At 58.9% G+C, this 23,115-nt stretch carries 20 protein-coding genes and 1 pseudogene; 14 read left to right on the top strand and 7 right to left on the bottom strand.

Annotated features, from left to right (window positions below):
• Positions 1-240: 240 nt before the first annotated feature.
• From DXXMK7_RS22955 to DXXMK7_RS01895, 8 genes and pseudogenes are all read left to right on the top strand, one after another.
• A pseudogene (locus DXXMK7_RS22955) lies at positions 241-357 on the top strand (hexulose-6-phosphate synthase); the annotation flags it as partial.
• 46 nt (positions 358-403) lie between these two features.
• Positions 404-763, top strand: a complete 360-nt coding sequence (locus tag DXXMK7_RS01925; protein ID WP_038917606.1) for a type II toxin-antitoxin system HicB family antitoxin — start codon at positions 404-406, stop codon at positions 761-763.
• 153 nt (positions 764-916) lie between these two features.
• Complete coding sequence (locus DXXMK7_RS01920; RefSeq protein WP_038917605.1) at positions 917-1,840, top strand: aminoimidazole riboside kinase; 924 nt, start codon at positions 917-919, stop codon at positions 1,838-1,840.
• Positions 1,841-2,034: 194 nt separating this feature from the next.
• Positions 2,035-3,651: a carbohydrate porin gene (locus DXXMK7_RS01915; protein WP_084682746.1), complete on the top strand. Its 1,617-nt coding sequence runs from the start codon at positions 2,035-2,037 to the stop codon at positions 3,649-3,651.
• Positions 3,652-3,734: 83 nt separating this feature from the next.
• Complete coding sequence (locus DXXMK7_RS01910) at positions 3,735-5,105, top strand: sucrose-specific PTS transporter subunit IIBC (protein ID WP_038663021.1); 1,371 nt, start codon at positions 3,735-3,737, stop codon at positions 5,103-5,105.
• Positions 5,105-6,517 (top strand): sucrose-6-phosphate hydrolase, encoded by a 1,413-nt coding sequence (locus tag DXXMK7_RS01905; protein WP_038917603.1) that lies wholly within the window; start codon positions 5,105-5,107, stop codon positions 6,515-6,517. Before DXXMK7_RS01910 ends, DXXMK7_RS01905 begins: the two co-directional genes overlap by 1 nt.
• Positions 6,518-6,566: 49 nt before the next feature.
• Complete coding sequence (locus tag DXXMK7_RS01900) at positions 6,567-7,586, top strand: substrate-binding domain-containing protein (protein WP_038920772.1); 1,020 nt, start codon at positions 6,567-6,569, stop codon at positions 7,584-7,586.
• A 144-nt stretch (positions 7,587-7,730) separates the two neighbouring features.
• A complete protein-coding gene (locus DXXMK7_RS01895; RefSeq protein ID WP_038917601.1) occupies positions 7,731-8,381 on the top strand; it encodes a Qnr family pentapeptide repeat protein in 651 nt (216 codons plus the stop codon).
• Positions 8,382-8,511: 130 nt separating this feature from the next.
• Here the strand turns inward: DXXMK7_RS01895 and exbD are convergent, their stop codons facing one another.
• On the bottom strand, positions 8,512-8,931 hold the full coding sequence (gene exbD, locus DXXMK7_RS01890) for a TonB system transport protein ExbD (RefSeq protein WP_038663030.1): 420 nt from the start codon (positions 8,929-8,931) through the stop codon (positions 8,512-8,514).
• Between the two features lie 4 nt (positions 8,932-8,935).
• Entirely contained in the window at positions 8,936-9,871 is a 936-nt protein-coding gene (gene exbB / locus DXXMK7_RS01885; RefSeq protein ID WP_072093960.1) for a tol-pal system-associated acyl-CoA thioesterase, read from the bottom strand.
• Between the two features lie 261 nt (positions 9,872-10,132).
• On the opposite strand from exbB, the gene metC reads away from it, so the two are divergent.
• Together metC and DXXMK7_RS01875 are read left to right on the top strand one after the other, a co-directional pair.
• Positions 10,133-11,326, top strand: coding sequence for a cystathionine beta-lyase (gene metC, locus DXXMK7_RS01880; RefSeq protein ID WP_038917600.1), 1,194 nt, complete (start codon positions 10,133-10,135; stop codon positions 11,324-11,326).
• A 331-nt stretch (positions 11,327-11,657) separates the two neighbouring features.
• Positions 11,658-12,317 carry a DedA family protein gene (locus DXXMK7_RS01875; protein WP_038917599.1) on the top strand — a complete coding sequence of 220 codons (660 nt, stop codon included), beginning with the start codon at positions 11,658-11,660 and terminating at the stop codon, positions 12,315-12,317.
• An 82-nt stretch (positions 12,318-12,399) separates the two neighbouring features.
• On the opposite strand, the gene DXXMK7_RS01870 is transcribed toward DXXMK7_RS01875, so the two are convergent.
• Positions 12,400-13,314, bottom strand: coding sequence for an AraC family transcriptional regulator (locus DXXMK7_RS01870; protein WP_038917598.1), 915 nt, complete (start codon positions 13,312-13,314; stop codon positions 12,400-12,402).
• 211 nt (positions 13,315-13,525) lie between these two features.
• On the opposite strand from DXXMK7_RS01870, the gene DXXMK7_RS01865 reads away from it, so the two are divergent.
• The 3 genes from DXXMK7_RS01865 to dkgA all read left to right on the top strand — a co-directional run bounded on the left by DXXMK7_RS01865 (position 13,526) and on the right by dkgA (position 16,475).
• Positions 13,526-14,266, top strand: a complete 741-nt coding sequence (locus DXXMK7_RS01865; RefSeq protein ID WP_038917597.1) for an NADPH-dependent oxidoreductase — start codon at positions 13,526-13,528, stop codon at positions 14,264-14,266.
• A gap of 21 nt (positions 14,267-14,287) precedes the next feature.
• The gene (gene yqhD, locus DXXMK7_RS01860) at positions 14,288-15,451 is read left to right on the top strand and encodes an alcohol dehydrogenase (RefSeq protein ID WP_038917596.1); all 1,164 of its coding nucleotides are present in this window, start codon (positions 14,288-14,290) and stop codon (positions 15,449-15,451) included.
• A 178-nt stretch (positions 15,452-15,629) separates the two neighbouring features.
• Positions 15,630-16,475 carry a 2,5-didehydrogluconate reductase DkgA gene (dkgA, locus tag DXXMK7_RS01855; protein ID WP_038917595.1) on the top strand — a complete coding sequence of 282 codons (846 nt, stop codon included), beginning with the start codon at positions 15,630-15,632 and terminating at the stop codon, positions 16,473-16,475.
• A gap of 75 nt (positions 16,476-16,550) precedes the next feature.
• On the opposite strand, the gene ftsP is transcribed toward dkgA, so the two are convergent.
• From ftsP to parC, 3 genes are all read right to left on the bottom strand, one after another.
• Positions 16,551-17,960: a cell division protein FtsP gene (ftsP, locus tag DXXMK7_RS01850; protein ID WP_038917594.1), complete on the bottom strand. Its 1,410-nt coding sequence runs from the start codon at positions 17,958-17,960 to the stop codon at positions 16,551-16,553.
• An 87-nt stretch (positions 17,961-18,047) separates the two neighbouring features.
• On the bottom strand, positions 18,048-18,785 hold the full coding sequence (locus DXXMK7_RS01845) for a 1-acylglycerol-3-phosphate O-acyltransferase (protein ID WP_038917593.1): 738 nt from the start codon (positions 18,783-18,785) through the stop codon (positions 18,048-18,050).
• Between the two features lie 227 nt (positions 18,786-19,012).
• A complete protein-coding gene (parC, locus tag DXXMK7_RS01840) occupies positions 19,013-21,289 on the bottom strand; it encodes a DNA topoisomerase IV subunit A (protein ID WP_038917592.1) in 2,277 nt (758 codons plus the stop codon).
• Between the two features lie 276 nt (positions 21,290-21,565).
• Between parC and DXXMK7_RS01835 the strand changes: the two genes are divergently transcribed.
• Complete coding sequence (locus tag DXXMK7_RS01835; RefSeq protein WP_038917590.1) at positions 21,566-22,147, top strand: NAD(P)H-dependent oxidoreductase; 582 nt, start codon at positions 21,566-21,568, stop codon at positions 22,145-22,147.
• 64 nt (positions 22,148-22,211) lie between these two features.
• Here the strand turns inward: DXXMK7_RS01835 and DXXMK7_RS01830 are convergent, their stop codons facing one another.
• Entirely contained in the window at positions 22,212-23,108 is an 897-nt protein-coding gene (locus DXXMK7_RS01830; protein ID WP_038917589.1) for a LysR substrate-binding domain-containing protein, read from the bottom strand.
• Positions 23,109-23,115: the final 7 nt, after the last annotated feature.

The following is a 23,115-nucleotide window of genomic DNA, read 5'->3' as shown; positions in this document are numbered from 1 at the left end:
CAACCAGCTGCCATTAGCGACTTCCCCGGATTACGCCGCTATACAATCATTCTTCAAGTTGCAGGTGCGTCGGCTTTACTACACTACTCCGCTCATCCCTGAGTCTCTCCCCGCGGGCTGGATACCCACAAAATCAGTTAGAGAATGAGAGGCGTCCATATAATACATGACTTCATGACTTAACTTCACTTATGGTGGTTTTGATAATGACTTCAGGAAGTGACGTCGTGAGGCGAGGGAATGAAAGCGCAGGTTTCATCACTACGGAAGAGGCAAAAAAGTACGCTTGAACAGGTGTTTAAATCGCCCGTCCAGTCAGGCATCAAATGGGCCGATATCGAGTCACTGATAAAGGCGCAGTAGCCAACCTGCGCGACTGGCTTGAAAGCATAGGAGTGAAGCCATGAGCAAACCATCCACACCAAACACCATTGAGATAGCCGGACAACTGGCTGTTATCAGTTATGTGCCGGAACTTGGCGCATTTCGTGGCAAGTTTCTGGGTCTGACCGGCTATTGTGATTTTGTGTCGGACAGCATTCAGGGGCTGAAAAAAGAAGGTGAAATCTCACTGCGCGAGTATCTGAATGACTGCAGCGCAGCGGGCATTGAGCCATACGTCCGCCAGGAAAGGATTAAAACATTTACGTTACGCTACCCTGAGTCGTTCGGGGAACGTTTGAATCAAGCTGCTGCCGAGCAGGGAACCTCTGTCAACGCCTTCATCATCGAGACGCTAAACGAGAGAATGAAACACGCGTGACGGCGGTTTCAAACTGCTTAGGGTATACACCACAACCATAAACCGCGTTCCTGATGAGCTTTTCATGCCCCTCGCCGATCAACGAGTTGATTAGCTAAACCGTTTCTTCTATTTTAGCCAACAGTTTAACTATCCCCGATAAAGAGTGTAATTATGTCTCACAAAGTATGGGTAATGGGCGATGCGGTGGTCGACCTCATTCCGGAAGGCGAGGAGCGCTATCTGAAATGTCCGGGGGGCGCGCCCGCCAACGTCGCCGTGGGCGTCGCCCGATTGGGCGGACACAGCGGCTTTATTGGCCGCGTCGGCGAGGACGCGTTCGGTCACTTCCTGCGCGACGTACTGGCCCGCGAGCAGGTGGATGTCCGTCACATGCAACCGGATGCGGAACACCGCACCTCCACCGTGGTGGTGAGTCTGGATGCCCAGGGTGAGCGCACCTTCACGTTTATGGTGCGCCCCAGCGCCGACCTGTTCCTGCAACCGTCCGACCTGCCGGCGTTTCAGCGCAGCGAATGGCTGCACTTGTGCTCCATCGCCCTGTCGCGCGAACCGTCGCGCAGCACGGCGCTGGAAGCGATAACGCGGATTCGCGCCGCCCAAGGATGGGTCAGTTTTGACCCGAATATCCGCGCCGACCTGTGGCACAGCGAGCAGGAGTTGAGAACCTGTCTGGATCAAGTGCTGGCGCTGGCGGACGTAGTGAAACTGTCGGAAGAGGAATTCCGGTTTCTCAGCGGCAGCGAGGACATTCGTCAGGGCAGCGCCAACCTGATGGCGCGATACCCCATCAAGCGGTTGCTGATTACTCAGGGCGGCGACGGCGTCTGGCTGCATGACGGCCACCAGTTGCGCCACTTTCTGGCGCACCGCGTCACCCCGGTCGACACCACCGGCGCGGGCGACGCCTTTGTCGCCGGCATGCTCGCCGCACTGGCCGGCTACGATAGCCTGTACCAGATTGACGACTGGCATACCGTACTCACGCAGGCGCAGCGCTGCGGCGCGCTGGCGACCACCGCCAAAGGCGCGATGACGGCACTGCCGTTCGCCCATCAACTCACCGCCTCGCTATAGCCTTTCAGAGCCTGTTCCCGACGACCGCATTGCACCGTCGGGAGCGGGTTTTGTTGTCATGATCACAGTTAGCACAGCAAGAAAACAAAATTCCTTGCCAACCCCTTCGGCCCCATTTAGCTTTCGCTGCATAACCGGTTTAGCAATTTAGCAAAACAAAAAAAACCATCTGACCATCCAAGGGAAAACCCAACATGATAAAGCCAGGTTATCTTGCCGCCGCCGTGGGACTCGCACTCTGTACCTCTCAGGCGCTGGCAGCCCCTTCTGATAGCATTGAAGCGCGCCTGAACGCGCTGGAGCAGCGTCTGTTGCAGGCGGAACAACGCGCGAAGCAAGCGGAAGCCCGCGCCGACGCCGCCGAAAAACAAGCTAAACAACTGGCGGCCCGCACTGCGCAGGTCGAGCAGAAAACCCAGCAGGTGGAACAAACCACCCAGCAAGTGGCGCAGCAAACCCAACAGGTCGCGGCGCGCGCCACGCAAAACGAACAGCAGACCCAGCAGGTAGCGCTGAAAACCGACTCGCTGGCCAGCAAGCGCAGTATCGCCGATGGCTTTGAGTTCCACGGTTATGCCCGTTCCGGCCTGGCTATCCACGATTCCGTCACCAGTTCGAAGGCGAACATCGGCCCCAGTATGACGCCGGCCGGTGAAACCGGCGGCCATGTCGGCCGTCTGGGCAACGAAGACGACACCTACCTGGAACTGAAGCTGGAACACCGCACCAAACTGGATAACGGCGCCACCACCCGTTTCAAAGTGATGATGGCGGACGGCCAGCGCAGCTATAACGACTGGACCGCCAGCACCAGCGACCTGAACGTGCGCGAAGCGTTTGTGGAGTTGGGCTCGCTGCCGACGTTCACCGGCGCCTTCAAGGACACCACGCTGTGGGCAGGCAAGCGTTTTGACCGCGACAACTTCGACATCCACTGGATCGACTCCGACGTGGTGTTCCTGGCAGGAACCGGCGGCGGTATCTACGACGTGAAACCGGCGGATGGCTGGAAAACCAACTTCTCCCTGTACGGCCGCAGCCTCGGCGAGATCACCACGCTGGACAACGAGATCCAGAACTACATCGTCACCAGCAATAACTTCGTCGGCCCGTTCCAGTTCATGCTGAGCGGCCTGCGCGCCCGCAACAACGACATAAAAGAAAATACCGGGCGCAACAACGCCAACAACGTCACCAACACCAATGCCGGCGACAGCGGTTATCACGCGCTGGCCGCCTGGCACGGCGACAGCTTCTACGGTCTGCGCGACGGGACGTCCAAAGTGGCGCTGCTGTATGGCCACGGCCTCGGCGGCGAAGTTAAATCCATCGGTTCCGACGGCAACCTGACCCAGAACGCCAGTACCTGGCGCCTGGCGACCTACGGCACTACCGCGCTGAATAAAACCTGGAGCTTCGCCCCGGCGATTCTGGCGCAAAGCAGCAAAGATCGTTACGTTCAGGGGGATGACTATCGCTGGGTGACATTTAATGCGCGCTTTATTCAGGAAATCACCGAAAACTTCGCACTGGCCTATGAAGGCAGCTATCAATATATGAATCTGGATCCTCAGGGATACTTATCGCGTAATCAGGTAAGCGGCGGGTTCTACAAGCTGACTTTCGCCCCGACGTTCAAAGTGGGCGATATCTCCAATTTATTAAGCCGTCCGGAACTGCGCGTCTTCGCCAGTTACATGGATTGGGACAAGCGGCTGGATAACTACGCCAGCGACGACGCCTTCGGCTCCACCGGCTTCAAAGCCGGCGGCGAATGGACCTTCGGCGTCCAGATGGAAACCTGGTTTTAACGGTTAACGCGGCCGTCACCGGCAAGGCTTATGCTACCGGTGACGGGTGACCGCACACCTGTTATTGATAAAAGAGGAATACTATGGATATTCATGCCACTGCGGCATCCCTGATTCCCTTGCTGGGCGGCAGGGAAAATATCGCCAGCGCCGCGCACTGCGCCACCCGCCTGCGGCTGGTGCTCAACGATGACAGCCTGGCCGATAAAACCGCCATCGAAAGCGTCGAGGGCGTCAAAGGGTGTTTCCAGAATGCCGGCCAGATGCAGATCATTTTTGGCTCCGGGCTGGTGAACAAGGTCTACGCCGAGTTCATCAAGGCCGCCGGCATCAGCGAAACCAGCACCGCCGAAACCGCCACGCTGGCGGCGCAAAAGCTCAATCCGCTGCAACGGCTGGCGCGCTTACTGTCGAACATTTTCGTGCCGATTATCCCGGCGATTGTCGCCTCCGGCCTGCTGATGGGCCTGCTCGGCATGATCAAGACCTACGGCTGGGTCGACGCCGGCAGCGCCATTTTCGTGATGCTGGATATGTTCAGCTCCGCCGCTTTCATCATTCTGCCGATTCTGATCGGCTTTACCGCCGCGCGTGAATTCGGCGGCAACCCTTATCTGGGCGCGACGCTGGGCGGCATCCTCACCCACCCGGCGCTGACCAACGCCTGGGGCGTAGCCGGCGGTTTCAAGACCATGCACCTGTTCGGTCTGGAATTCGCCATGATCGGCTATCAGGGCACCGTGTTCCCGGTATTGCTGGCGGTCTGGTTCATGAGTCTGGTGGAAAAGCGCCTGCGCAAGGTGGTGCCGAACGCGCTGGATATCATCGTGACGCCGTTCCTGACCGTGATCATTTCCGGCTTCGTCGCCATGCTGGTGATTGGCCCGGCGGGCCGTATGCTGGGCGACGGCATTTCCTTAGTACTGAGCACCCTGATTGCCCACGCCGGCTGGCTGGCCGGGCTGCTGTTCGGCGGGCTTTATTCGGCTATCGTCATCACCGGCGTGCACCACAGCTTCCATGCTATTGAAGCCGGGCTGCTGGGCAACCCGTCCATCGGCGTCAACTTCCTGCTGCCGATCTGGGCGATGGCTAACGTAGCGCAGGGCGGCGCCTGTCTGGCGGTGTACTTCAAAACCCGCGACGCTAAAATCAGAGCCATCGCCGTGCCGTCGTCGCTTTCCTGTCTGCTCGGCATTACCGAAGCGGCAATCTTCGGGATTAACCTGCGCTTCATCAAACCGTTTCTGGCCGGGCTGGCGGGCGGCGCGCTGGGCGGCGCCTGGGTCGTCGCCAACCACGTCAACATGACGGCGGTCGGGCTGACCGGCATTCCGGGCCTTGCCATCGTACAGGCAGGCTCAATCCTGAATTATCTGATTGGCATGTTGATCGCCTTTGGCGCAGCCTTCCTGATCTCTCTGTTGCTGAAATACAAAACGGACAACGCATAATGAAGGAAATCCATCTGTTAAAACGCATGGCCTACGCCCTGATGTCCGGACCGTCACGGCAAACCTATGACCCGCATCGTCCGCAGTGGCACCTGTCGCCGCTGGTCGGGCTGCTGAACGATCCGAATGGGTTCGTGCAGCATAAGGGGCGTTACCATCTGTTTTATCAGTGGAATCCGCAGGCCTGCGCCCACGGCGCCAAGTTCTGGGGGCACTGGAGCTCCGCCGATCTGGTGCACTGGCGTCACGAACCGGTGGCACTGGTGCCATCAGAAAGCTATGAAAGCCACGGCTGCTACTCTGGCTCCGCCGTGGTGGACAACGACGCTCTGGCGCTGATTTATACCGGCAACGTGAAATACGACGACGGCTCACGCACCGCGTATCAGTGCCTGGCGCGCGCCAACGACGACGGCGAATTCGACAAGGCCGGCCCGGTGCTGTCATTGCCGGAAGGGTACACCGGCCACGTCCGCGACCCGAAGGTCTGGCGTCATCAGGACAACTGGTACATGGTGCTGGGCGCACAGGATGTGGATTTACAGGGCAAAGTGCTGCTGTATCGGTCATCCGACCTGCTGCAATGGCATTCTCTGGGTGAAATCGCCGGCTCCCGCCTCAACGGGCTGGGCGATTTCGGTTACATGTGGGAATGCCCGGACCTGTTCGCACTAGAAAACCAAGAGGTGTTGATCTGCTGTCCGCAAGGGCTGCCTGCCGAAGAAGAGCGCTACCTGAATACCCATCAGTCCGGTTATTTCATCGGTTCGCTCGACTACGACAACGGCAGTTTCCCCCATCAGGCGTTCCACGAACTGGATCTGGGCTTCGAATTTTACGCGCCGCAAACCACGCAGAGCGAAGATGGCCGCCGTCTGCTGTTCGGCTGGATGGGCGTGCCGGATCAGGACGAATTCTTTCAACCGACAATCACGCACGGCTGGATCCATACCATGACCTGCCCGCGCGAACTGACGCTGCGCGATGATCGGGTTTATCAGCAACCGGCGCGCGAGCTGCAAAGCCTGCGTCATCTGGAACATCTGTGGCAGGGCGTCGCTAACTACGCGCCCGCGCTGCCCGCCAGCAGCGTGGAACTCATGCTGGACACACAGGGCGAATTTCAGATCAACTTCGCCGGGGTGATGGTGCTGTGCTGGGACGGCGAACGCCTGACCCTGAGCCGTCGCAATCGCCGCACCAACGAGCCGGAACACCGTTACTGGCATGACGGCCCGCTGCACCACTTGCAGATTCTGTGCGACCGCTCCAGCGTGGAAATTTTTATCAACCACGGGCAGGCGGTGATGTCATCACGCTATTTCCCCACCAGCGACGCCATGGTCAGCTTCAGCGGCTCGGGTCGCATCACGTTGCAACACTGGCTGTTGGCACCGTGCGTGATAGAATAAGGTTCCTTTTCATGCCATTAAAGGCACATTGTTCTCTAAAGATACCACGGTGAAACAGACCAAACGCGTCACAATCAGCGACATCGCACGACTGGCGGGAGTATCCAAATCCACCGCCAGTCTGGTTCTCAATGGCCGCAGCAAAGAGTTCCGCGTTTCGGACGAAACCCGTGACCGGGTGCTGGCGCTGGCGCAGCAGCAACGCTATCAACCCAGCATCCACGCCCGCTCTTTGCGCTCCAGCCGCAGCAACACGCTGGGGCTGGTGGTGCCGGAAATGACCAACTACGGTTTTGCGGTGATCTCCCGCGAACTGGAGTGCCTGTGCCGGGAAGCCGGGTTGCAATTGCTGATTGCCTGTACCGATGAGAACGCCAGCCAGGAAATGATGGCGGTCAACAGCCTGATTCAGCGTCAGGTGGATGGCCTGATCGTCGCGTCCAGCATGCTGAGCGATGTCGAATACCAGAAGATTAACCAGCAGTTGCCGGTATTGCAGTTCGACCGGGTGATCGGCGAGTCCGACCTGCCGATGGTGGTCTCCGAGGCGGTGGAATCGACCGCCACGCTGGTGGAAAACATCGCCCGTCAGCATCCGGACGAATTCTATTTCATCGGCGGTCAGCCGCGCATTTCCCCCACCCGCGATCGATTGGCTGGTTTTCAGCTCGGGCTGGAGCGCGCCGGCGTCGAGTGCCGCCCGGAATGGATTATCCACGGCAACTATCATTCCAGCGCCGGTTACGAGATGTTCGCCCAACTGTGCGCCCGCCTCGGCCGCCCGCCCAGGGCGCTGTTTACCGCCGCCTGCGGCCTGCTGGAAGGGGTGCTGCGCTACCTGAATCAGCACAACCTGATGGACTGCGACATGCGGTTGTGCAGTTTTGACGATCACTACCTGTTTGATTGCCTGCCGATGAAGATCGATACCGTGGCGCAGGATTGCGAGACGCTGGCGCGCAACAGCTTCGAGATGATCAACGCGCTGATTGAAGGGCAACCGTTGCAGGAAAGCCGCGTGTATGTGCCGACCCGCCTGCACTGGCGTCACCCGGACTCCCGCGCCTGAAGGCGATGCATCTGAAAGACCTCACTGAAGAGATAGCGTGACAAAAAGAGAAGCGCGACAAAAAGAGAAGCGCGACAAAAAGTAGCTTGCGAGGCTGGCGACCGGTAAGATAACCGACAACTGGTTATATTTACAGGTGTGATAATGAATGCCCAGACCTTTGAAGAGCAAAAGTTTAGTGCGGATCGCTTCACCCATCAGCGCGTCGAAAACTGTAAATTCCATAATTGCGACTTTGCCGGCTGCGATTTAACTGATACTCAGTTTTTGGACTGCCAGTTTTTCGATCAAGAAAGCCAAATGGGCTGTAATTTTTATAGAGCGACATTGAAAGACGCCAGCTTTAAAAACTGTGATTTGTCGCTGTGCAATTTCCGCTCGGTGAAGGCTCTGGGCATTGAAATACGCGACTGCCGGGCGCAGGGCGCTGACTTCCGGGACGCCAGCTTCATGAACAGGATTACCGCCCGCACATGGTTTTGCAGCGCCTACATCACGAAATCAAATTTAAGTTACGCCAACCTGTCGGGCGTCATACTGGAAAAGTGTGAGCTTTGGGAAAACCGCTGGACGGGCGCGAATGTCAACGGCGCCAGCTTTGTCGGCTCCGATTTATCAGGGGGAGAGTTTACTTCTTTTGACTGGCGTTCCGCCGACTTTACGCAATGCGATTTAATCAACTCAGAATTGGGGGAGCTTGATGTGCGCTCGACAAACCTCGAAGGCGTGAAGTTAGATAATTATCAGATAAATACGTTGATGGAGCGTCTTGGAATAATCGTGATTGAACAATAGTTGAAAGCCGCAAGAATCCGTCAGGCGCCGCCAGCGCTCTCGGTTTATTCGCGGCAGCGTGCAAAAAACCAAACGCCCATAAAAAAACCACCGCCGGAGCGGTGGTTCAGTGCAGGCAGCAAACCGCGACTCAGCGCGCTTTCTCCGCGCCCATCAGGCCAATTTTGAGATAGCCCGACTCACGCAGCGAATCCATCACCCGCATCAGGGTTTCATAATCCACACTCTTGTCTGCCTGAAAGAAAATGGTGGTGTCTTTATTGCCCAGGGTTTTGGCTTCCAGCGCCTGAGCCAGCGTCGCTTCGGTGATCGCATCGTCGCCCAGATAGAGCTGTTTATCGGCCTTCACCGTCAGGAACACCGGTTTTTCCGGGCGCGGCTGCGGCGTGGCGCTGGAGGCAGGCAGGTTGACCCGCACATCCACCGTCGCCAGCGGCGCAGCCACCATGAAGATGATCAGCAGCACCAGCATAACGTCGATAAACGGCGTCACGTTGATGTCATGCATTTCACCGTTTTCACTCTGCCCGTCGTTCAGATGCATCGCCATCGACTTACCCTACCCGCAGTTTCTGCGCCGGTGAAGAAGAGGCGTTGCCGGTACTGGCTGCAATATCCAGATCGCGGCTCTGCAACAGCAGAATCTGCGCGGCCACATCGCCCACTATCGCCTTGTAGCTGGCCGTCCAGCGCGCGAACACGTTATAGATCACCACCGCCGGAATCGCCGCGACCAGACCGATGGCCGTCGCCAGCAGCGCTTCGGCGATACCCGGCGCCACCACCGCCAGATTGGTGGTCTGCGACTGGGCGATGCCGATAAAGCTGTTCATGATGCCCCAGACGGTACCGAACAGACCGATAAACGGCGCGATAGCGCCCACCGTCGCCAGATAACCGGTGCCGCGCCCCATCTGACGCCCGGTAGCCGCCACCCGGCGTTCAAAACGAAACGCGGTGCGCTCTTTGATGCCGTTATTGTCGTCGGAACGTTCGGACAGCTCCTGCTCATTGCGGGCATCCGCCAGCAGTTGCAGCGAAACGCTGCCCGGCTTGAACACGCCGGCGATATCCGACGCGTCATCCAGCGAGCGGGCATCATCCAACGCCTGATACTCTCGACGGATGCGCTTTTTGGCGCTCATCAGGCTGGCGCTCTTGCCGAAGAAGATCGCCCAGGTAACCACGGATGCCAGCAACAGGCCTATCATCACCGTTTTTACCACCACGTCAGCGTGCTGATACATTCCCCAGACGGACAGATCCGTGCTCATCAGGCTGCTGACGGCTCCCGGCGGCGCGGACGGAGCAACCGTCGCCGCTGCCGTGCCGGTCGCGATCGGCGCCGACGTCGGCGCGGCCAATGCGCCGCCTGCCATGCCCAGCAACGCGAACGCCATCAGACGATGAGTAAAGCCCCCGAACACACGGCCGGACTTACGCCAGACTGATGATCCCCGTTGGTTAATATTCTTGTCAGCCGTATACACGCTGTGCCTCCACCAATCATTTTCATGCCACTTTAATCTGGCGAAAATGATACCAAACCCAGAATTAATTGATAGTCGTTCTCATTATTATTTACGCATTTTGCTGCACGCTTTACCTCTAACGCGCCGTTTCCCGGCACATTCGCTGCATCGCATCAACGACATATTCATCTTGATAAGAAAAGCCGCCCCCCTGTCATCCCAGCCGTGATAACGTACAGGAATAGACGCAAGGAATGTTTGAGCTACAGGTGATGCCGTATGACGAGTAAAAAAATCGCCACCGCGCTGGTGGCCGCCGGGCGCAGCAAAAGAGTGACCCAGGGGGCGGTAAACCCGGTGATTCAGCGCGCCTCTTCGCTGGTATTCGACAGCGTGCAGGACAAGAAACACGCTACCATCAACCGCGCCAAAGGCGCGCTGTTTTACGGTCGCCGCGGCACCCTGACCCACTTCGCTTTTCAGGACGCCATGACCGAACTGGAAGGCGGCGCGGGCTGTGCGCTTTACCCCTGCGGCGCCGCGGCCACCGCCAACGCCATCGTATCGTTTGTCTCGGCGGGCGATCACCTGTTGGTCACGGGTTCCGCCTATGAACCGACGCAGGATTTTTGTAACAAAGTGCTGAACAAAATGAACATCAGCACCACCTTTTTTGATCCGATGATCGGCGGCGACATCGCCAGCCTAATCCAACCCAATACCCGGGTCGTGTTTCTGGAATCTCCCGGTTCCATCACCATGGAAGTACAGGACGTTCCGGCGATTGTCGCCGCCGTGCGCCGCGTTAACCCGGATATCGTCATCATGATCGACAACACCTGGGCGGCCGGCGTGCTGTTCCGGCCGCTTGATCTTGGCGTAGATATTTCGATTCAGTCCGGCACCAAATACATCACTGGTCACTCCGATGTCATGATTGGCACCGCCGTCGCCAACGCGCGCTGCTGGGATCAACTGCGCGAGCAGTCCTACCTGATGGGGCAAATGGCAGACGCCGACAGCGCCTACATGGCCAGCCGCGGACTGCGGACGCTCGGCGTCAGGTTGCAGCAGCATCAGGAAAACGGCTTGCGCGTGGCGCGCTGGCTGGCGGAACGCCCGGAAGTGGCGACGGTCAACCACCCGGCGCTGCCCGGTTGCAAAGGGCATGAATTCTTCGTGCGGGATTTCAGCGGCGCCAACGGCCTGTTCTCATTCGTGCTGAAAGAGAAGCTAAGCCGCGAGCAACTGGCCCATTATCTCGACCATTTTAGCCACTTCCGCATGGCCTATTCCTGGGGCGGTTTCGAATCGCTGATTCTGGCGAATCAGCCGGAAGAACTGGCGGCGATTCGCCCGGCAGGCGGCGTCGACTTTACCGGTACGCTGGTACGGCTGCACATCGGCCTGGAAGATTGCGACGATTTGATCGCCGATTTGGAAACCGGCTTCAGGAGATTGCGGGAAATGTGACGCCACTATCCCTCCGGCCCCCTGATGCCGCTGTGGTAAGTGAGGCAAAGCGTATATGATGAACAGTAACAATGATGATAATACGTTTACCTTTTTTACCCTATCCTGATGCTCGTCTTTTCAGGCTTAGAGCCTATCCCAATAGGCGTCATTGGCGCAGCCAGTTTGGACACGGACAGCGCGCAGAACCCGGAGCGTACACGTAGTACGTGAGGAGTTCGAGCACTGCCCAGGTCCAAAATGGCAAGTAAAATAGCCCTATTGGGATAGGCTCTTAGTGCGGCGTATTTACGCGGCTTCAGGGGTTATAGCAAACCAGACAGGATGCGATATGAGTGTTGTTCATGAAATTATTCAGGCGCTGTGGCAACAAGACTTCAGCGCGCTGGCCGATCCACGTGTGGTATGGGTCATTTATGGCGTGCTTTTCACCACCCTGTTTCTGGAAAACGGTTTGCTGCCCGCCTCCTTTCTGCCCGGCGACAGCCTGTTGCTGCTGACCGGCGCCATGATCGCCAAAGGCGTGATGAGCTTTATTCCCACTATGGTGCTGTTGACCGTGGCCGCCAGCCTCGGTTGCTGGCTGAGTTACCTGCAAGGGCGCTGGCTGGGCGATACCCGGCTGGTGAAGAAATGGCTGCATCAGTTGCCGGCTCACTATCATCAACGCACCCACAACCTGTTCCACCAGCATGGGCTGGCAGCGCTGCTGATTGGTCGTTTTCTGGCGTTCGTGCGGACCTTGTTGCCGACCATTGCCGGGGTGTCCGGACTGAGCAGCACCCGCTTTCAGATTTTCAACTGGTTGAGCGGTTTTCTGTGGGTCACCGGTATCGTCACGCTGGGCTACGCTCTCAGCCAGATTCCGCTGGTCAAACGCTATGAAGATCAGGTCATGACCGCGCTGTGCATTCTGCCGCTGGTGTTGTTGTTCAGCGGGCTGGTGGGGATGCTGCTGGTGTTGTGGCGTAAAAAACGGGCGATGGCCTGAGAAATACAATTACCGGCGGAGCAAACATACCGGCGGAGCAAACACGCGCCGCCGGATAATCGATATGCGGTTCATGCGCGGTTCAACTGCTCTCCACCACCCCTGACCCCGAACGCAGTCTGGCGACTTCATCGCCTGGCGTAACGCCAAAGAAGCGCTTGAATTCCCGGCTGAACTGCGAAGAACTTTCGTACCCCACCTGCATGGAGGCCGCATTGGCTTTCAGCCCGTCATGCACCATCAACAAACGCGCCTTGTGCAGCCGGTAGGACTTCAGGTACTGCACGGGCGAGGTGTTGGTCACCGCCTTAAAGTTATGGTGAAACGCCGACACGCTCATGTTCACTTCCATTGCCAGCCGCTCCACGCTCAGGTTGTCTGCGTAATGGTTTTCGATATAGCGCAGCGCGCGGGCAATCTGGCTGAAATGGCTGTAGCGGTTCATCAGCGCCTGTAACGAATCGCCGCAGGGTCCGCACAGCACATGGTAGAGAATTTCACGCACAATCCACGGCCCCAGCACCCTGGCGTCGCGGGCATTCGCCATCGCCTCCAGCAATCGCTCCGTCGCACACAGGATGGCCTCGTTAAGCGGCACGCTGTTGATGCCGGCGCTATCGGCACGTCGTTTCTCGCCGCAGCCGTCATCCCCCATCTCGATCAACAGATCTTGCAGAATCGGGATATCCACCCGGATGGAAATGCCGACCAACGGATTTTCCGGGCTGGCGAAACTTTCGCACTCGAACGGCAGCGGCACCGTCATCAGCAGGTAGTTGTCCGGGTCATACTGGAAGACCTTGTCTCCCAGGTACCCCACCTTGTGACCCTGAAAAACGATCACGATGCGAGGGTCGTACAGCACCGGCGCCCGCGCGCCGTGGCGGTCGATGTAAATCACCTTGACCTGCGGAATCGGGGTCTGACTGACGCCATTGCCGGCGGTGTGCAGCATCGCCAGATTGACCAAACGCTGGCGTGGGCTAGGACTTTGCATATATTCATCTCTTACTGACAACGGAAATAAAGTGACATATATGGGCGATAGAATCACCCTTTTCTCCTAAGCTTTGCAGAAACAAGCAATACATAGCGAGAAATGAGCATTGCCGGAACACCGGGAGAAGCCGAGAATAAAATCCACATTAATGTACGCCGTTCCACCAGCCATCACGTAATGGCTCGGCCGTGCATGACAAGGAATCCCCATGAATCAAACCATTGAGTTACTCACTCATCATCGCAGCGAACGCAGTTATCTGGACAAACCGATTCCGGAAGAGGTGCTATCCACCATTATCGAGGCCGCGCGTCTGGCGCCGACGTCGGTGAATTCGCAGCAGGTATCCATCGTAGTAACCCGTGACCCGGCCCGGCGCGCCCGCATCGCCGAACTGGCGGGAGGACAGCCCTGGATCGCCCAGGCTCCGGTCTTCCTGACACTGGTTCTGGACATGCACAAAACCGCGGCCGGCATTGCCATGAGCGGCAAAGAACAGCACGCCAACGAGAGCGTCGAGAGCATCGTTTCCGGCTCCACCGATGTCGGCATCGCGCTGGGTACTCTGATCACCGCCGCCCACGCCTTTGGCCTCGGTATTGTGCCAATCGGCGGCGTGCGCCGTAATCCACAGGGTATGATCGACCTGCTGGAACTGCCGCCGCTGACATTCCCGGTCGTTGGATTGGTGCTAGGCTATGTAGACCAACCGGCGTACCAGAAACCGCGCCTGCCGCTGGATACGTTCCGCCACGACGAGGTTTACCGCACCGAACCTTTGGCAGCAGCGATCGAACAATATAACAACACCCTGATTAACCACTGGAAGCAAACAGGACGCAGCGATGGCGAAGCCTGGGGCAGCAATACCGCCAGCTACTATCAATACGTCTATTACCCCCATGTCCTGCCTGCGCTGTTACAGCAAGGCTTCAAACTGGACCAGTAACCTTACAAGGGATTTATAACCATGCAGAATTTTACTCTCCATACCCCGACCAAAATCCTGTTCGGCGAAGGGCAAATCGCCAGTCTGGCCGATCAAATCCCGACGGACGCCCGTATCCTGATCACCTACGGCGGCGGCAGCATCAAGAAAAACGGCGTGTTCGACCAGGTGATCAACGCGCTGAAAGGCCATAACGTACTGGAGTTTTCCGGTATTGAACCGAACCCGACCTACGAAACGCTGATGAAGGCGGTTGAGATTGTCCGTAAGGAAAAAATCGACTTCCTGCTGGCCGTGGGCGGCGGTTCAGTGGCGGATGGCACCAAGTTCATCGCCGCGGCGGCACACTACAGCGCAGCAGAAGATCCGTGGCACATCCTGCAAACCTGGGGCGCACAGGTCGAAACCGCCATTCCGCTGGGCGTGGTGCTGACCCTGCCGGCGACGGGCTCCGAATCCAACAGCGGCGCGGTCATCACCCGCAAGAGCAGCGGCGACAAACAGGCGTTCATGAATCCGCTGGTGTGCCCGCGCTTCGCCGTGCTTGACCCGGTAGTCACGTACACCTTGCCTGAGCGCCAGATCGCCAACGGCGTGGTGGATGCCTTTGTCCATACCGTCGAACAGTACCTGACCTACCCGGCTAACGCCAAAGTACAGGACCGCTTCGCCGAAGGGCTGCTGCTGACGCTGGTCGAAGAAGGTCCGCGCGCGTTGCAAGAGCAACAGAACTACGACGTACGCGCCAACGTGATGTGGAGCGCCACCATGGCGCTTAACGGCCTGATCGGCGCCGGCGTGCCGCAAGACTGGTCGACCCACATGCTGGGCCATGAAATCACCGCCATGCATGGGCTGGACCACGCCCAGACGCTGGCTATCGTGCTGCCGGCGATGCTCAATGAGCGCCGCGTCCAGAAACGTGAAAAACTGCTGCAATACGCAGAACGCGTCTGGAACCTGCGCGACGGCACCGAAGACCAGCGCATTGATGCGGCTATCGCCGCCACCCGCGCCTTCTTCGAACAGATGGGCGTACCGACCCGCCTGTCCGACTACCAGTTGGACGGCAGCTCCATTCCGGCGATGGTGGCGAAGCTTGAAGAGCACGGCATGACCGCGCTGGGCGAGCACCACGACATCACGCTGGACATCAGCCGCCGCGTGTACGAAGCCGCCCGCTAACCGCGGCAGGCTGACTTTCGACTACACTTAGGGCATGCCGCCGGGCACCGCCTGATGTGAAAACCGGCATTCAGACGCCGCCGTTCGGGCGGCGTCTTTGTCTCATCGCCACATCACCGCCATAACGTCTGGCTCCCTCAAGCGTCGGGCGTAGAAAGCGCATAACAAGGAGAATGACATGACGATGCAACCTCTGGTTAAACTGGCTGACGGCAATATCATGCCCCAGCTAGGGCTTGGCGTCTGGCAGGCCAGCAACGAACAGGCTGCCGCTGCCGTTACCGAAGCCCTGAACATCGGTTATCGCGCCATCGATACCGCCGCCATTTACAAGAACGAAACGGGTGTTGGCAAAGCATTACAGGAGACCAATATCCCGCGCAGCGATATTTTCATCACCACCAAACTGTGGAACAGCGATCAGGCGCATCCGCGTCAGGCGCTGGAGGAAAGCCTGCGCAAACTGCAGTTGGAGTACGTCGACCTGTATCTGATCCACTGGCCGTTGCCGGAGCAGAACACCTACGTCGAAGCCTGGCGCGGATTGCTTAATCTCAAGGAACAGGGGCTGGCGAAAAGCGTCGGCGTCTGCAATTTCAACCCGCACCACCTGCAGCGCCTGAAAGAAGAAACCGGCGTGATGCCGGTCATCAATCAGATAGAGCTGCACCCGCTGTTCCAGCAGCGCATGTTGCACACCTGGAACACCACCCACCACATTCAGACCGAATCCTGGAGCCCGCTGGCGCAGGGCGGAGAAGGCGTATTCGACCATCCGGTGATTCACGCGCTGGCGAAAAAATACGGCAAGACGCCGGCGCAAATCGTGATCCGCTGGCATCTGGACAGCGGTCTGGTGGTGATCCCCAAATCCGTTACCCCGGCGCGTATTCGGGAAAACTTCGAGGTGTTTGACTTCAGGCTGGAGAAAGAAGAGTTAAGCGAGGTGGCGACGCTCGACTGCGGCAAACGGCTGGGACCGGACCCGGATCAGCCGCGCACCGATGCGCCGCGTAAAGACTAGCATTGCCAAGACTAACATCGCGCCCGCGCCTGACGCGCGGGCGACGCTTATCAGGGCTGCGCGACTAAACGCCCATCAGGGCTGTACTACCAATTGAGCCGTGGAGCCGCGATCGGCCATTTCCAGCGTGTGGCTGTAATACAGGAACGGGAACTGCGGCGTGGAGAACTGGCCGAAATACACCAGCAGTTCCACGTCATTTTCCACCCACACCGTGTCTTTCCAGCCGCTGTCCTCCGGCGGCGTCAGGCCGCCGTTCACGCTGCGCACCAGAAACATCGCGCCCTGAACGTGGAACGGCTGCGGCTGATCGGCATGCACAATCCAGCGCTCATAGCGCCCGACCTGCGTTTGCACATCCACACGATTCATGTCCCACATGGCGCCGTTGATGCCCGGCAGGCTGTCGCCGAGGCGGAATTCTCGCGTCCGGCTGACCGCGCCGTCGATGATGTTGTCGGCCAGCAGGCGCATCGGCAGGGTGTTGGTCACCAGCGGCAGCAGGCCAGTGGGCCGCAGGGTCAGAATCGCCGATGACACCAAAATAGTGGAGGGTTCGAACAATCCGCGCAGCCGCTGCATGATGCTGGCGGATTCGCCGGCGGTCAGCGTCGCCTCGTTGCCCAGGGACATATCAACCAGCACTTCGCGGCGCTCGCCGGGCGCCAGCGAAACCTGATTCAACGCCATCGGCGCAGGCAGAAAACCCTGATCGTTGGCGATCAGGTGCAACGGCCGGCCGTCGCTCATGCGCATCACGTAGCGACGGGCGTTGGAAGCGTTGAGCAGACGCAAACGCACCCAGCCGCGGGAGACTTCCACATACGGGCTCCGCGCGCCGTTCACCAGCAGCGTATCCCCCATAAAACCGCCGCTGCCGGGCGGGTTGTACAGCGGCGCGCCAAAATTATCCAGCCGTTTGTCCTGAATAATCAGCGGGAAATCATCTACGCCGTAATGATTCGGGATAGGCAGCGACTTGCTGAGGTTGTCTTCCACCAGCCACAGGCCTGCCAGCCCGTTATAGACGTGCGGCGCCATGCGGTTGGGCGTATTGGCGTGATACCAGCAGGTAGCCGCCGCCTGACGAACCGGCAATACCGGCGACCAATCCATATTCGGCTGAATCATGCGGCCGGCGCCGCCCATCAGCGAACCCGGCACCTGCAGGCCGCTGACGGTCATCGACACCGGTTCATTAAGGCGGTTGCTGTAAATCAGCTTGACGTCATCATTGCTGAACACCCGCACCGTCGGGCCGAGATAGCGGCCGTTAAACCCCCATACCGGATTTTTTCGCTCGCCGGAGAAGGACCACTGCGCCTGTTGCATGGTCAGAAAGACCGGCTGCCCGCGGCGGGACTCCAGCAAAGGGGGAACGGGCAGCGGGTTTTGCCCGCCATCGGCTCTGGCCGTCAGCGGCATTGCACCCGCGCACAGCGCAATGCCCGAGGCCTGAAGAAACTGACGCCGACTCAATGACATAATGACTCCGAAAACCTATTCAATCCTTTACTCCATCCCGGGCCGATATTCCGCCCGTAAGGTCACGCCGCGCATCCTCGCGCTGACTTAGCGTTTTTCCGCCGCTTCGCGCTGCGCGACTTCGGCGTCCAGCTGTGCGATTTTCGCCGCCATCAGTTCATGGCAATAAGCGGCCAGTTCGCGGACCTGTTCTTTACCGTAAGCGCTGCAGTCGACCGGCGGCAGCACCTCGACGATCACATGGCCGTTATTCCAGCGGTTCAGCTTCACTTTTTTATGAGTGGTGGACACGCAGATCGGCACCACCGGCACGCCGGCGGCAATCGCGGCATGAAACGCGCCGGTTTTGAACGGCAGCAGGCCGCGCCCACGGCTGCGGGTGCCTTCCGGAAACATCCACACCGAAATGTTGCGCTCTTTAATATGCTTCACTACCTGCGAGATAGTGCCGTGCGCTTTGGCGCGGTTATCCCGGTCAATCAACAGATTGCCGGTGAGCCAGTACAACGGGCCGAAAAACGGGATCCACACCAGACTCTTCTTGCCTACCGTCACGGTGCCCGGCATCACCACGTTTGCCGCCGTCACCATGTCATAGTTGTTCTGATGATTGGCGATATAGATACAATTACCGTCAAAGTGGGACGCCTGCGGATAACGGATTTCCACCTTCAGGCCAAACACCACCGACAAGCGCCCAAACAGGCGGCCAAACCGGGAAACATGGCGGGGATCTTTCGGGGTAAACAAGCAGTAAACCAACCCTGCCAGACAGATCACCACAGAACAGACGATCACCACCAAAAACCGGAGAATGAATAACATAGCAACCTCATTAGCCAACAGCCGCCGCTAGTATAGCGGCTTCGCGATAAAACACACGGCGAACCTTGCCGCAGCAGATCGCATTGTCCCCCCCAAAGCGGCTATCGGACGTACAGGGAAAGACGAAAAGGGAATCCCGACGGGAAATGCCACCCCGGCATCGGCGCCTATCGAAAAAACAGGGCCCGTCGCACACAGCGACGGGCCGCCAGCTTCCACAGGAAGGACTATTCTTCGCTGCTGCCGGCGCTCGCGATGCCGGCAGGCGCGTCAACCTCGATGCGATCGACCCGCTGCAGACCGCGCGGCAGTTGCGTGCCTTTACAGCCCCGGCTGGCCTGGTACTTCTGCAGTTCTTCCGGACGCAGCGAGTACTTGCGTTTGCCGGCATGCAGCGTGATGGTGGATTGCGGCGCGATCGCCATCAGCCACAGGATCCGATCGTCGCCGCTGGCCAGGTGCGCCGCCGGGATCGAGACGATCTTGTTGCCTTTACCTTTGGACAGCTCCGGCAGGTCGGCCACCGGGAACAGCAGCATGCGGCCGGCCGCTGTCACGGTCAGCAGCAAATCATCGTCGCGTTGAAGCTCCAGCGGCGGCAACACGCGCGCATTATCCGGCAGGGTCAGCACCGCTTTCCCTACCCGGTTGCGGGCCACCAGATCGGCAAAGGTGCAGATAAAGCCGTAACCGGCGTCGGAAGCCAGCAGCAACCGCTGATTGTCCGCCGCCATCAGCACCTGCTCGATGCTGGCGCCCGGCGGCAGCGTCAGTTTACCGGTCAGCGGCTCGCCCTGACCGCGCGCCGACGGCAGCGTGAGCGGATCCAGCGCATAGCTGCGCCCGGTGGAGTCCATGAACACCACCGGCTGGTTGCTCTTGCCGCGGGCGGCGGCACGGTAAGCGTCGCCGGCCTTATAACTCAGGCCGGACGGGTCGATATCGTGCCCCTTGGCGCTGCGCACCCAGCCCATTTCCGACAGCACGATGGTCACCGGTTCGGACGGCGACAGATCATGCTCGCTCATGGCTTTAGCTTCGCCGCGCTCATGCAACGGCGAACGGCGTTCATCGCCGTAGGCTTTGGCGTCTTCCTGGATCTCTTTCTTCAGCAGGGTGTTCATTTTGCGCTCGGACGCCAGCAGCGCCTGGATCTGATCGCGTTCTTTCGCCAAATCGTCCTGCTCGCCGCGGATCTTCATCTCTTCCAGCTTGGCCAGATGACGCAGTTTCAGTTCCAGAATGGCTTCGGCCTGGGTGTCGCTCAGGCCGAACTTCGCCATCAGCACCGGCTTCGGTTCGTCTTCGTTGCGGATGATATGAATGACTTCATCGATATTCAGGAATGCAATCAGCAAACCTTCCAGAATATGCAGGCGCTTGAGCACCTTATCCAGCCGGAAATTGAGGCGGCGGCGTACGGTGTCGCGGCGGAACGCCAGCCACTCAGTCAGGATTTCCCGCAGCCCTTTCACGCCGGGGCGGCCGTCCAGACCGATCATATTCATGTTGATACGGTAGCTTTTTTCCAGATCGGTGGTGGCGAACAGGTGGTTCATCACCAGATCCAGATCGATGCGGTTGGAACGCGGCACCAGCACCAGCCGAGTCGGGTTCTCATGATCGGACTCGTCGCGCAGGTCGTCGATCATCGGCAGCTTCTTGGCGCGCATCTGGCTGGCGATCTGCTCCAGCACCCGCGCGCCCGAAACCTGATGCGGCAGCGCGGTGATCACGACGCTGCCGTCTTCTTTCTTCCACACCGCCCGCATGCGCACCGAACCACGGCCGCTTTCGTACATTTTGCGGATTTCGTCGCGCGGGGTGATGATTTCCGCCTCGGTGGGGAAATCCGGCCCCTGCACGTGGCGCAGCAGCGCGTCCAGCGAGGTATCCGGCTCATCGATCAGCGCCACCGCCGCCGCCGCCACTTCACGCACGTTATGCGGCGGAATATCGGTGGCCATGCCGACCGCGATGCCGGTAGTGCCGTTGAGCAGGATGTTGGGCAGGCGGGCAGGCAGCATCTTCGGCTCCTGCAGCGTGCCGTCAAAGTTCGGTACGTAATCCACCGTCCCTTGCCCCAGTTCGCCAAGCAGCACTTCGGCATACTTCGACAAACGGGATTCGGTATAACGCATGGCGGCGAACGATTTGGGATCATCCGGCGCCCCCCAGTTGCCCTGACCGTCCACCAGCGGGTAGCGGTAGGAGAAGGGTTGCGCCATCAGCACCATCGCCTCGTAACAGGCGCTGTCGCCGTGCGGGTGGTATTTACCCAGCACGTCGCCCACCGTACGGGCGGACTTCTTGAATTTGGCGCTGGCGCTCAGCCCCAGTTCAGACATCGCGTATACGATACGGCGCTGAACCGGCTTGAGGCCGTCGCCAATAAAAGGTAACGCCCGGTCCATGATGACGTACATGGAGTAGTTGAGATAGGCGTTCTCGGTAAACGTGTGCAGCGCAAGACGCTCTGCGCCGTCATGAGTCATGTCACTCATTGATAATCCTTAAACCGTGGCGTTTTGCCATGTTCAAAAAAACTCGCTTATTTTACGCGATGAGCCACGCGGTGGCAGAAGCTGCCCGGATAGTACCGCAAGTTGTGTCTCTCTTCACTGCATCCCGTTGCCGCGACGCCTTGCCCCGGTTCAAAACCGACGATTATTGACGATTCGGCAACAGTGTTGTGCGCCACGGCACATTTTTCTTCGTTAATTCGACGGCTAGACTGGTCTACAGCACATGCCCATTTATGCCACCCGAGGTCATCAGCCATGCATAACGTACTCATCATCAACGCCGGGAAATCCTTCGGTCATTCAAAAGGCGAACTCAACCGCACCCTGACGGATGTCGCCGCCTCTTTCCTGCGCGACAAAGGCCGCCACGTCCGCATCACCACCGTCGATGACGGTTATGACATTGAGCAGGAAGTACAGAATTTCCTGTGGGCCGACGCCGTCATTTACCAGATGCCGGGCTGGTGGATGGGCGCGCCCTGGATCCTGAAAAAATACATCGACGACGTGTTCACCGCCGGGCATGGCGCTCTGTACGCCAGCGACGGCCGCACCCGCGCGGATGCCAGCAAGAAATACGGTTCCGGCGGACTGCTGCAGGGCAAACACTACCTGCTGTCGCTGACCTGGAACGCGCCGCTGGAAGCCTTTACCGACCCCGATCAGTTCTTCCACGGCGTCGGCGTGGATGGCGTGTACCTGCCGTTCCACAAGGCCAATCAGTTCATCGGCCTGTCGTCGCTGCCTACGTTCATCTGCAACGACGTCATCAAGCAGCCGGATGTGGAGCGGGACATCGCCCGCTACCGCGCGCACCTTGATCAGGTTTTCGCCTGATTCCGGCCACATCGCTTTAATTTACCCTCGCCGATTTACCCTCGGCGCAGCATCCGCTTTACGACTAGAGTGGGTGCTGCGCCACTTTCTCGCTGAGAAAATCCAGAAAACTGACAATCCGGCTGGCCAGTTCCGTATTGCGGTAGTACACCGCATTCACCGGCAAGCGTCTGTCTAACGTTTCTTCCGCTAGCACCTGCACCAGTCGACCGGCCGCCACATCGCTCTGGGTCATGAAATCCGACAGCCTGACAATGCCTTCTCCCTGCAGCGCCAGTTGACGCAACATTTCACCGTTGGACGCCGCAATTGTCGGCACGATCGGATAGTAATCGCCAAAAGCGCTGCGTAACGGCCAGAGATTGAGCGATTCGGACTGGGTAAACCCCAACAAGGTGTGGCCGCTCAATGCTTCCACGCTGAGCGGCGTACCGTGACGGCTCAGATAAGCGGGACTTGCCAGAATCCGCAGCCGGGTGGCGCCCAGCAGCCGGGCATGGATGCTGGAATCACGTAGCTCGCCGATTCGAATCGCGACATCGGTATGCTGTGCAAGCAAATCGATAATCACGTCATCGGTATTCAGTTCCAGTGAAATACAGGGATAACGACGGCGAAACTCCGGGATCAGCGGCACGATCAAATGCTGCATGAATGAGGCGGCGGCGTTGATGCGCAACCGCCCGCTGGGCTTCCTGCGACGCAGCGCAATTTGCTCTTCCGCCAGTTCCACCGTCTGCAACACCTCCCGCGCATGTTGCAGGAATATCTGCCCTTCTTCCGACAACGCCAGACGGCGGGTGGTGCGGTGCAGCAGCGTCATGCCGAGCTTACTTTCCAGGCGGCCCAGCGCCCGGCTGATCCCGGACGTGGTCTGCCCCAGTTGCGCGGCCGCGGCGGTGACGGACCCGCTGTCCACCACCACTACGAATGCCTGCATCTCTTCCAGCGTAACTTTCATCGTACCC

The sequence above is a fragment of the Dickeya sp. MK7 genome (assembly GCF_000406305.1).
Lineage (GTDB): Bacteria > Pseudomonadota > Gammaproteobacteria > Enterobacterales > Enterobacteriaceae > Dickeya > Dickeya fangzhongdai.
Note: the sequence above shows the minus strand (reverse complement) of the source record. Positions and strands in the feature narration are given on the sequence as shown.

What these genes read in the sequence shown, in the direction of transcription:
- ftsP (WP_038917594.1), bottom strand. Translation starts at nt 17,960, where the DNA reads ATGTCATTGAGTCGGCGTCAGTTTCTTCAGGCCTCGGGCATTGCGCTG.
- dkgA (WP_038917595.1), top strand. Translation starts at nt 15,630, where the DNA reads ATGACGATGCAACCTCTGGTTAAACTGGCTGACGGCAATATCATGCCC.
- DXXMK7_RS01895 (WP_038917601.1), top strand. Translation starts at nt 7,731, where the DNA reads ATGAATGCCCAGACCTTTGAAGAGCAAAAGTTTAGTGCGGATCGCTTC.
- DXXMK7_RS01870 (WP_038917598.1), bottom strand. Translation starts at nt 13,314, where the DNA reads ATGCAAAGTCCTAGCCCACGCCAGCGTTTGGTCAATCTGGCGATGCTG.
- parC (WP_038917592.1), bottom strand. Translation starts at nt 21,289, where the DNA reads ATGAGTGACATGACTCATGACGGCGCAGAGCGTCTTGCGCTGCACACG.
- DXXMK7_RS01865 (WP_038917597.1), top strand. Translation starts at nt 13,526, where the DNA reads ATGAATCAAACCATTGAGTTACTCACTCATCATCGCAGCGAACGCAGT.
- metC (WP_038917600.1), top strand. Translation starts at nt 10,133, where the DNA reads ATGACGAGTAAAAAAATCGCCACCGCGCTGGTGGCCGCCGGGCGCAGC.
- DXXMK7_RS01910 (WP_038663021.1), top strand. Translation starts at nt 3,735, where the DNA reads ATGGATATTCATGCCACTGCGGCATCCCTGATTCCCTTGCTGGGCGGC.
- DXXMK7_RS01875 (WP_038917599.1), top strand. Translation starts at nt 11,658, where the DNA reads ATGAGTGTTGTTCATGAAATTATTCAGGCGCTGTGGCAACAAGACTTC.
- DXXMK7_RS01920 (WP_038917605.1), top strand. Translation starts at nt 917, where the DNA reads ATGTCTCACAAAGTATGGGTAATGGGCGATGCGGTGGTCGACCTCATT.
- DXXMK7_RS01905 (WP_038917603.1), top strand. Translation starts at nt 5,105, where the DNA reads ATGAAGGAAATCCATCTGTTAAAACGCATGGCCTACGCCCTGATGTCC.
- DXXMK7_RS01845 (WP_038917593.1), bottom strand. Translation starts at nt 18,785, where the DNA reads ATGTTATTCATTCTCCGGTTTTTGGTGGTGATCGTCTGTTCTGTGGTG.
- DXXMK7_RS01835 (WP_038917590.1), top strand. Translation starts at nt 21,566, where the DNA reads ATGCATAACGTACTCATCATCAACGCCGGGAAATCCTTCGGTCATTCA.
- DXXMK7_RS01915 (WP_084682746.1), top strand. Translation starts at nt 2,035, where the DNA reads ATGATAAAGCCAGGTTATCTTGCCGCCGCCGTGGGACTCGCACTCTGT.
- exbD (WP_038663030.1), bottom strand. Translation starts at nt 8,931, where the DNA reads ATGGCGATGCATCTGAACGACGGGCAGAGTGAAAACGGTGAAATGCAT.
- DXXMK7_RS01925 (WP_038917606.1), top strand. Translation starts at nt 404, where the DNA reads ATGAGCAAACCATCCACACCAAACACCATTGAGATAGCCGGACAACTG.
- yqhD (WP_038917596.1), top strand. Translation starts at nt 14,288, where the DNA reads ATGCAGAATTTTACTCTCCATACCCCGACCAAAATCCTGTTCGGCGAA.
- DXXMK7_RS01830 (WP_038917589.1), bottom strand. Translation starts at nt 23,108, where the DNA reads ATGAAAGTTACGCTGGAAGAGATGCAGGCATTCGTAGTGGTGGTGGAC.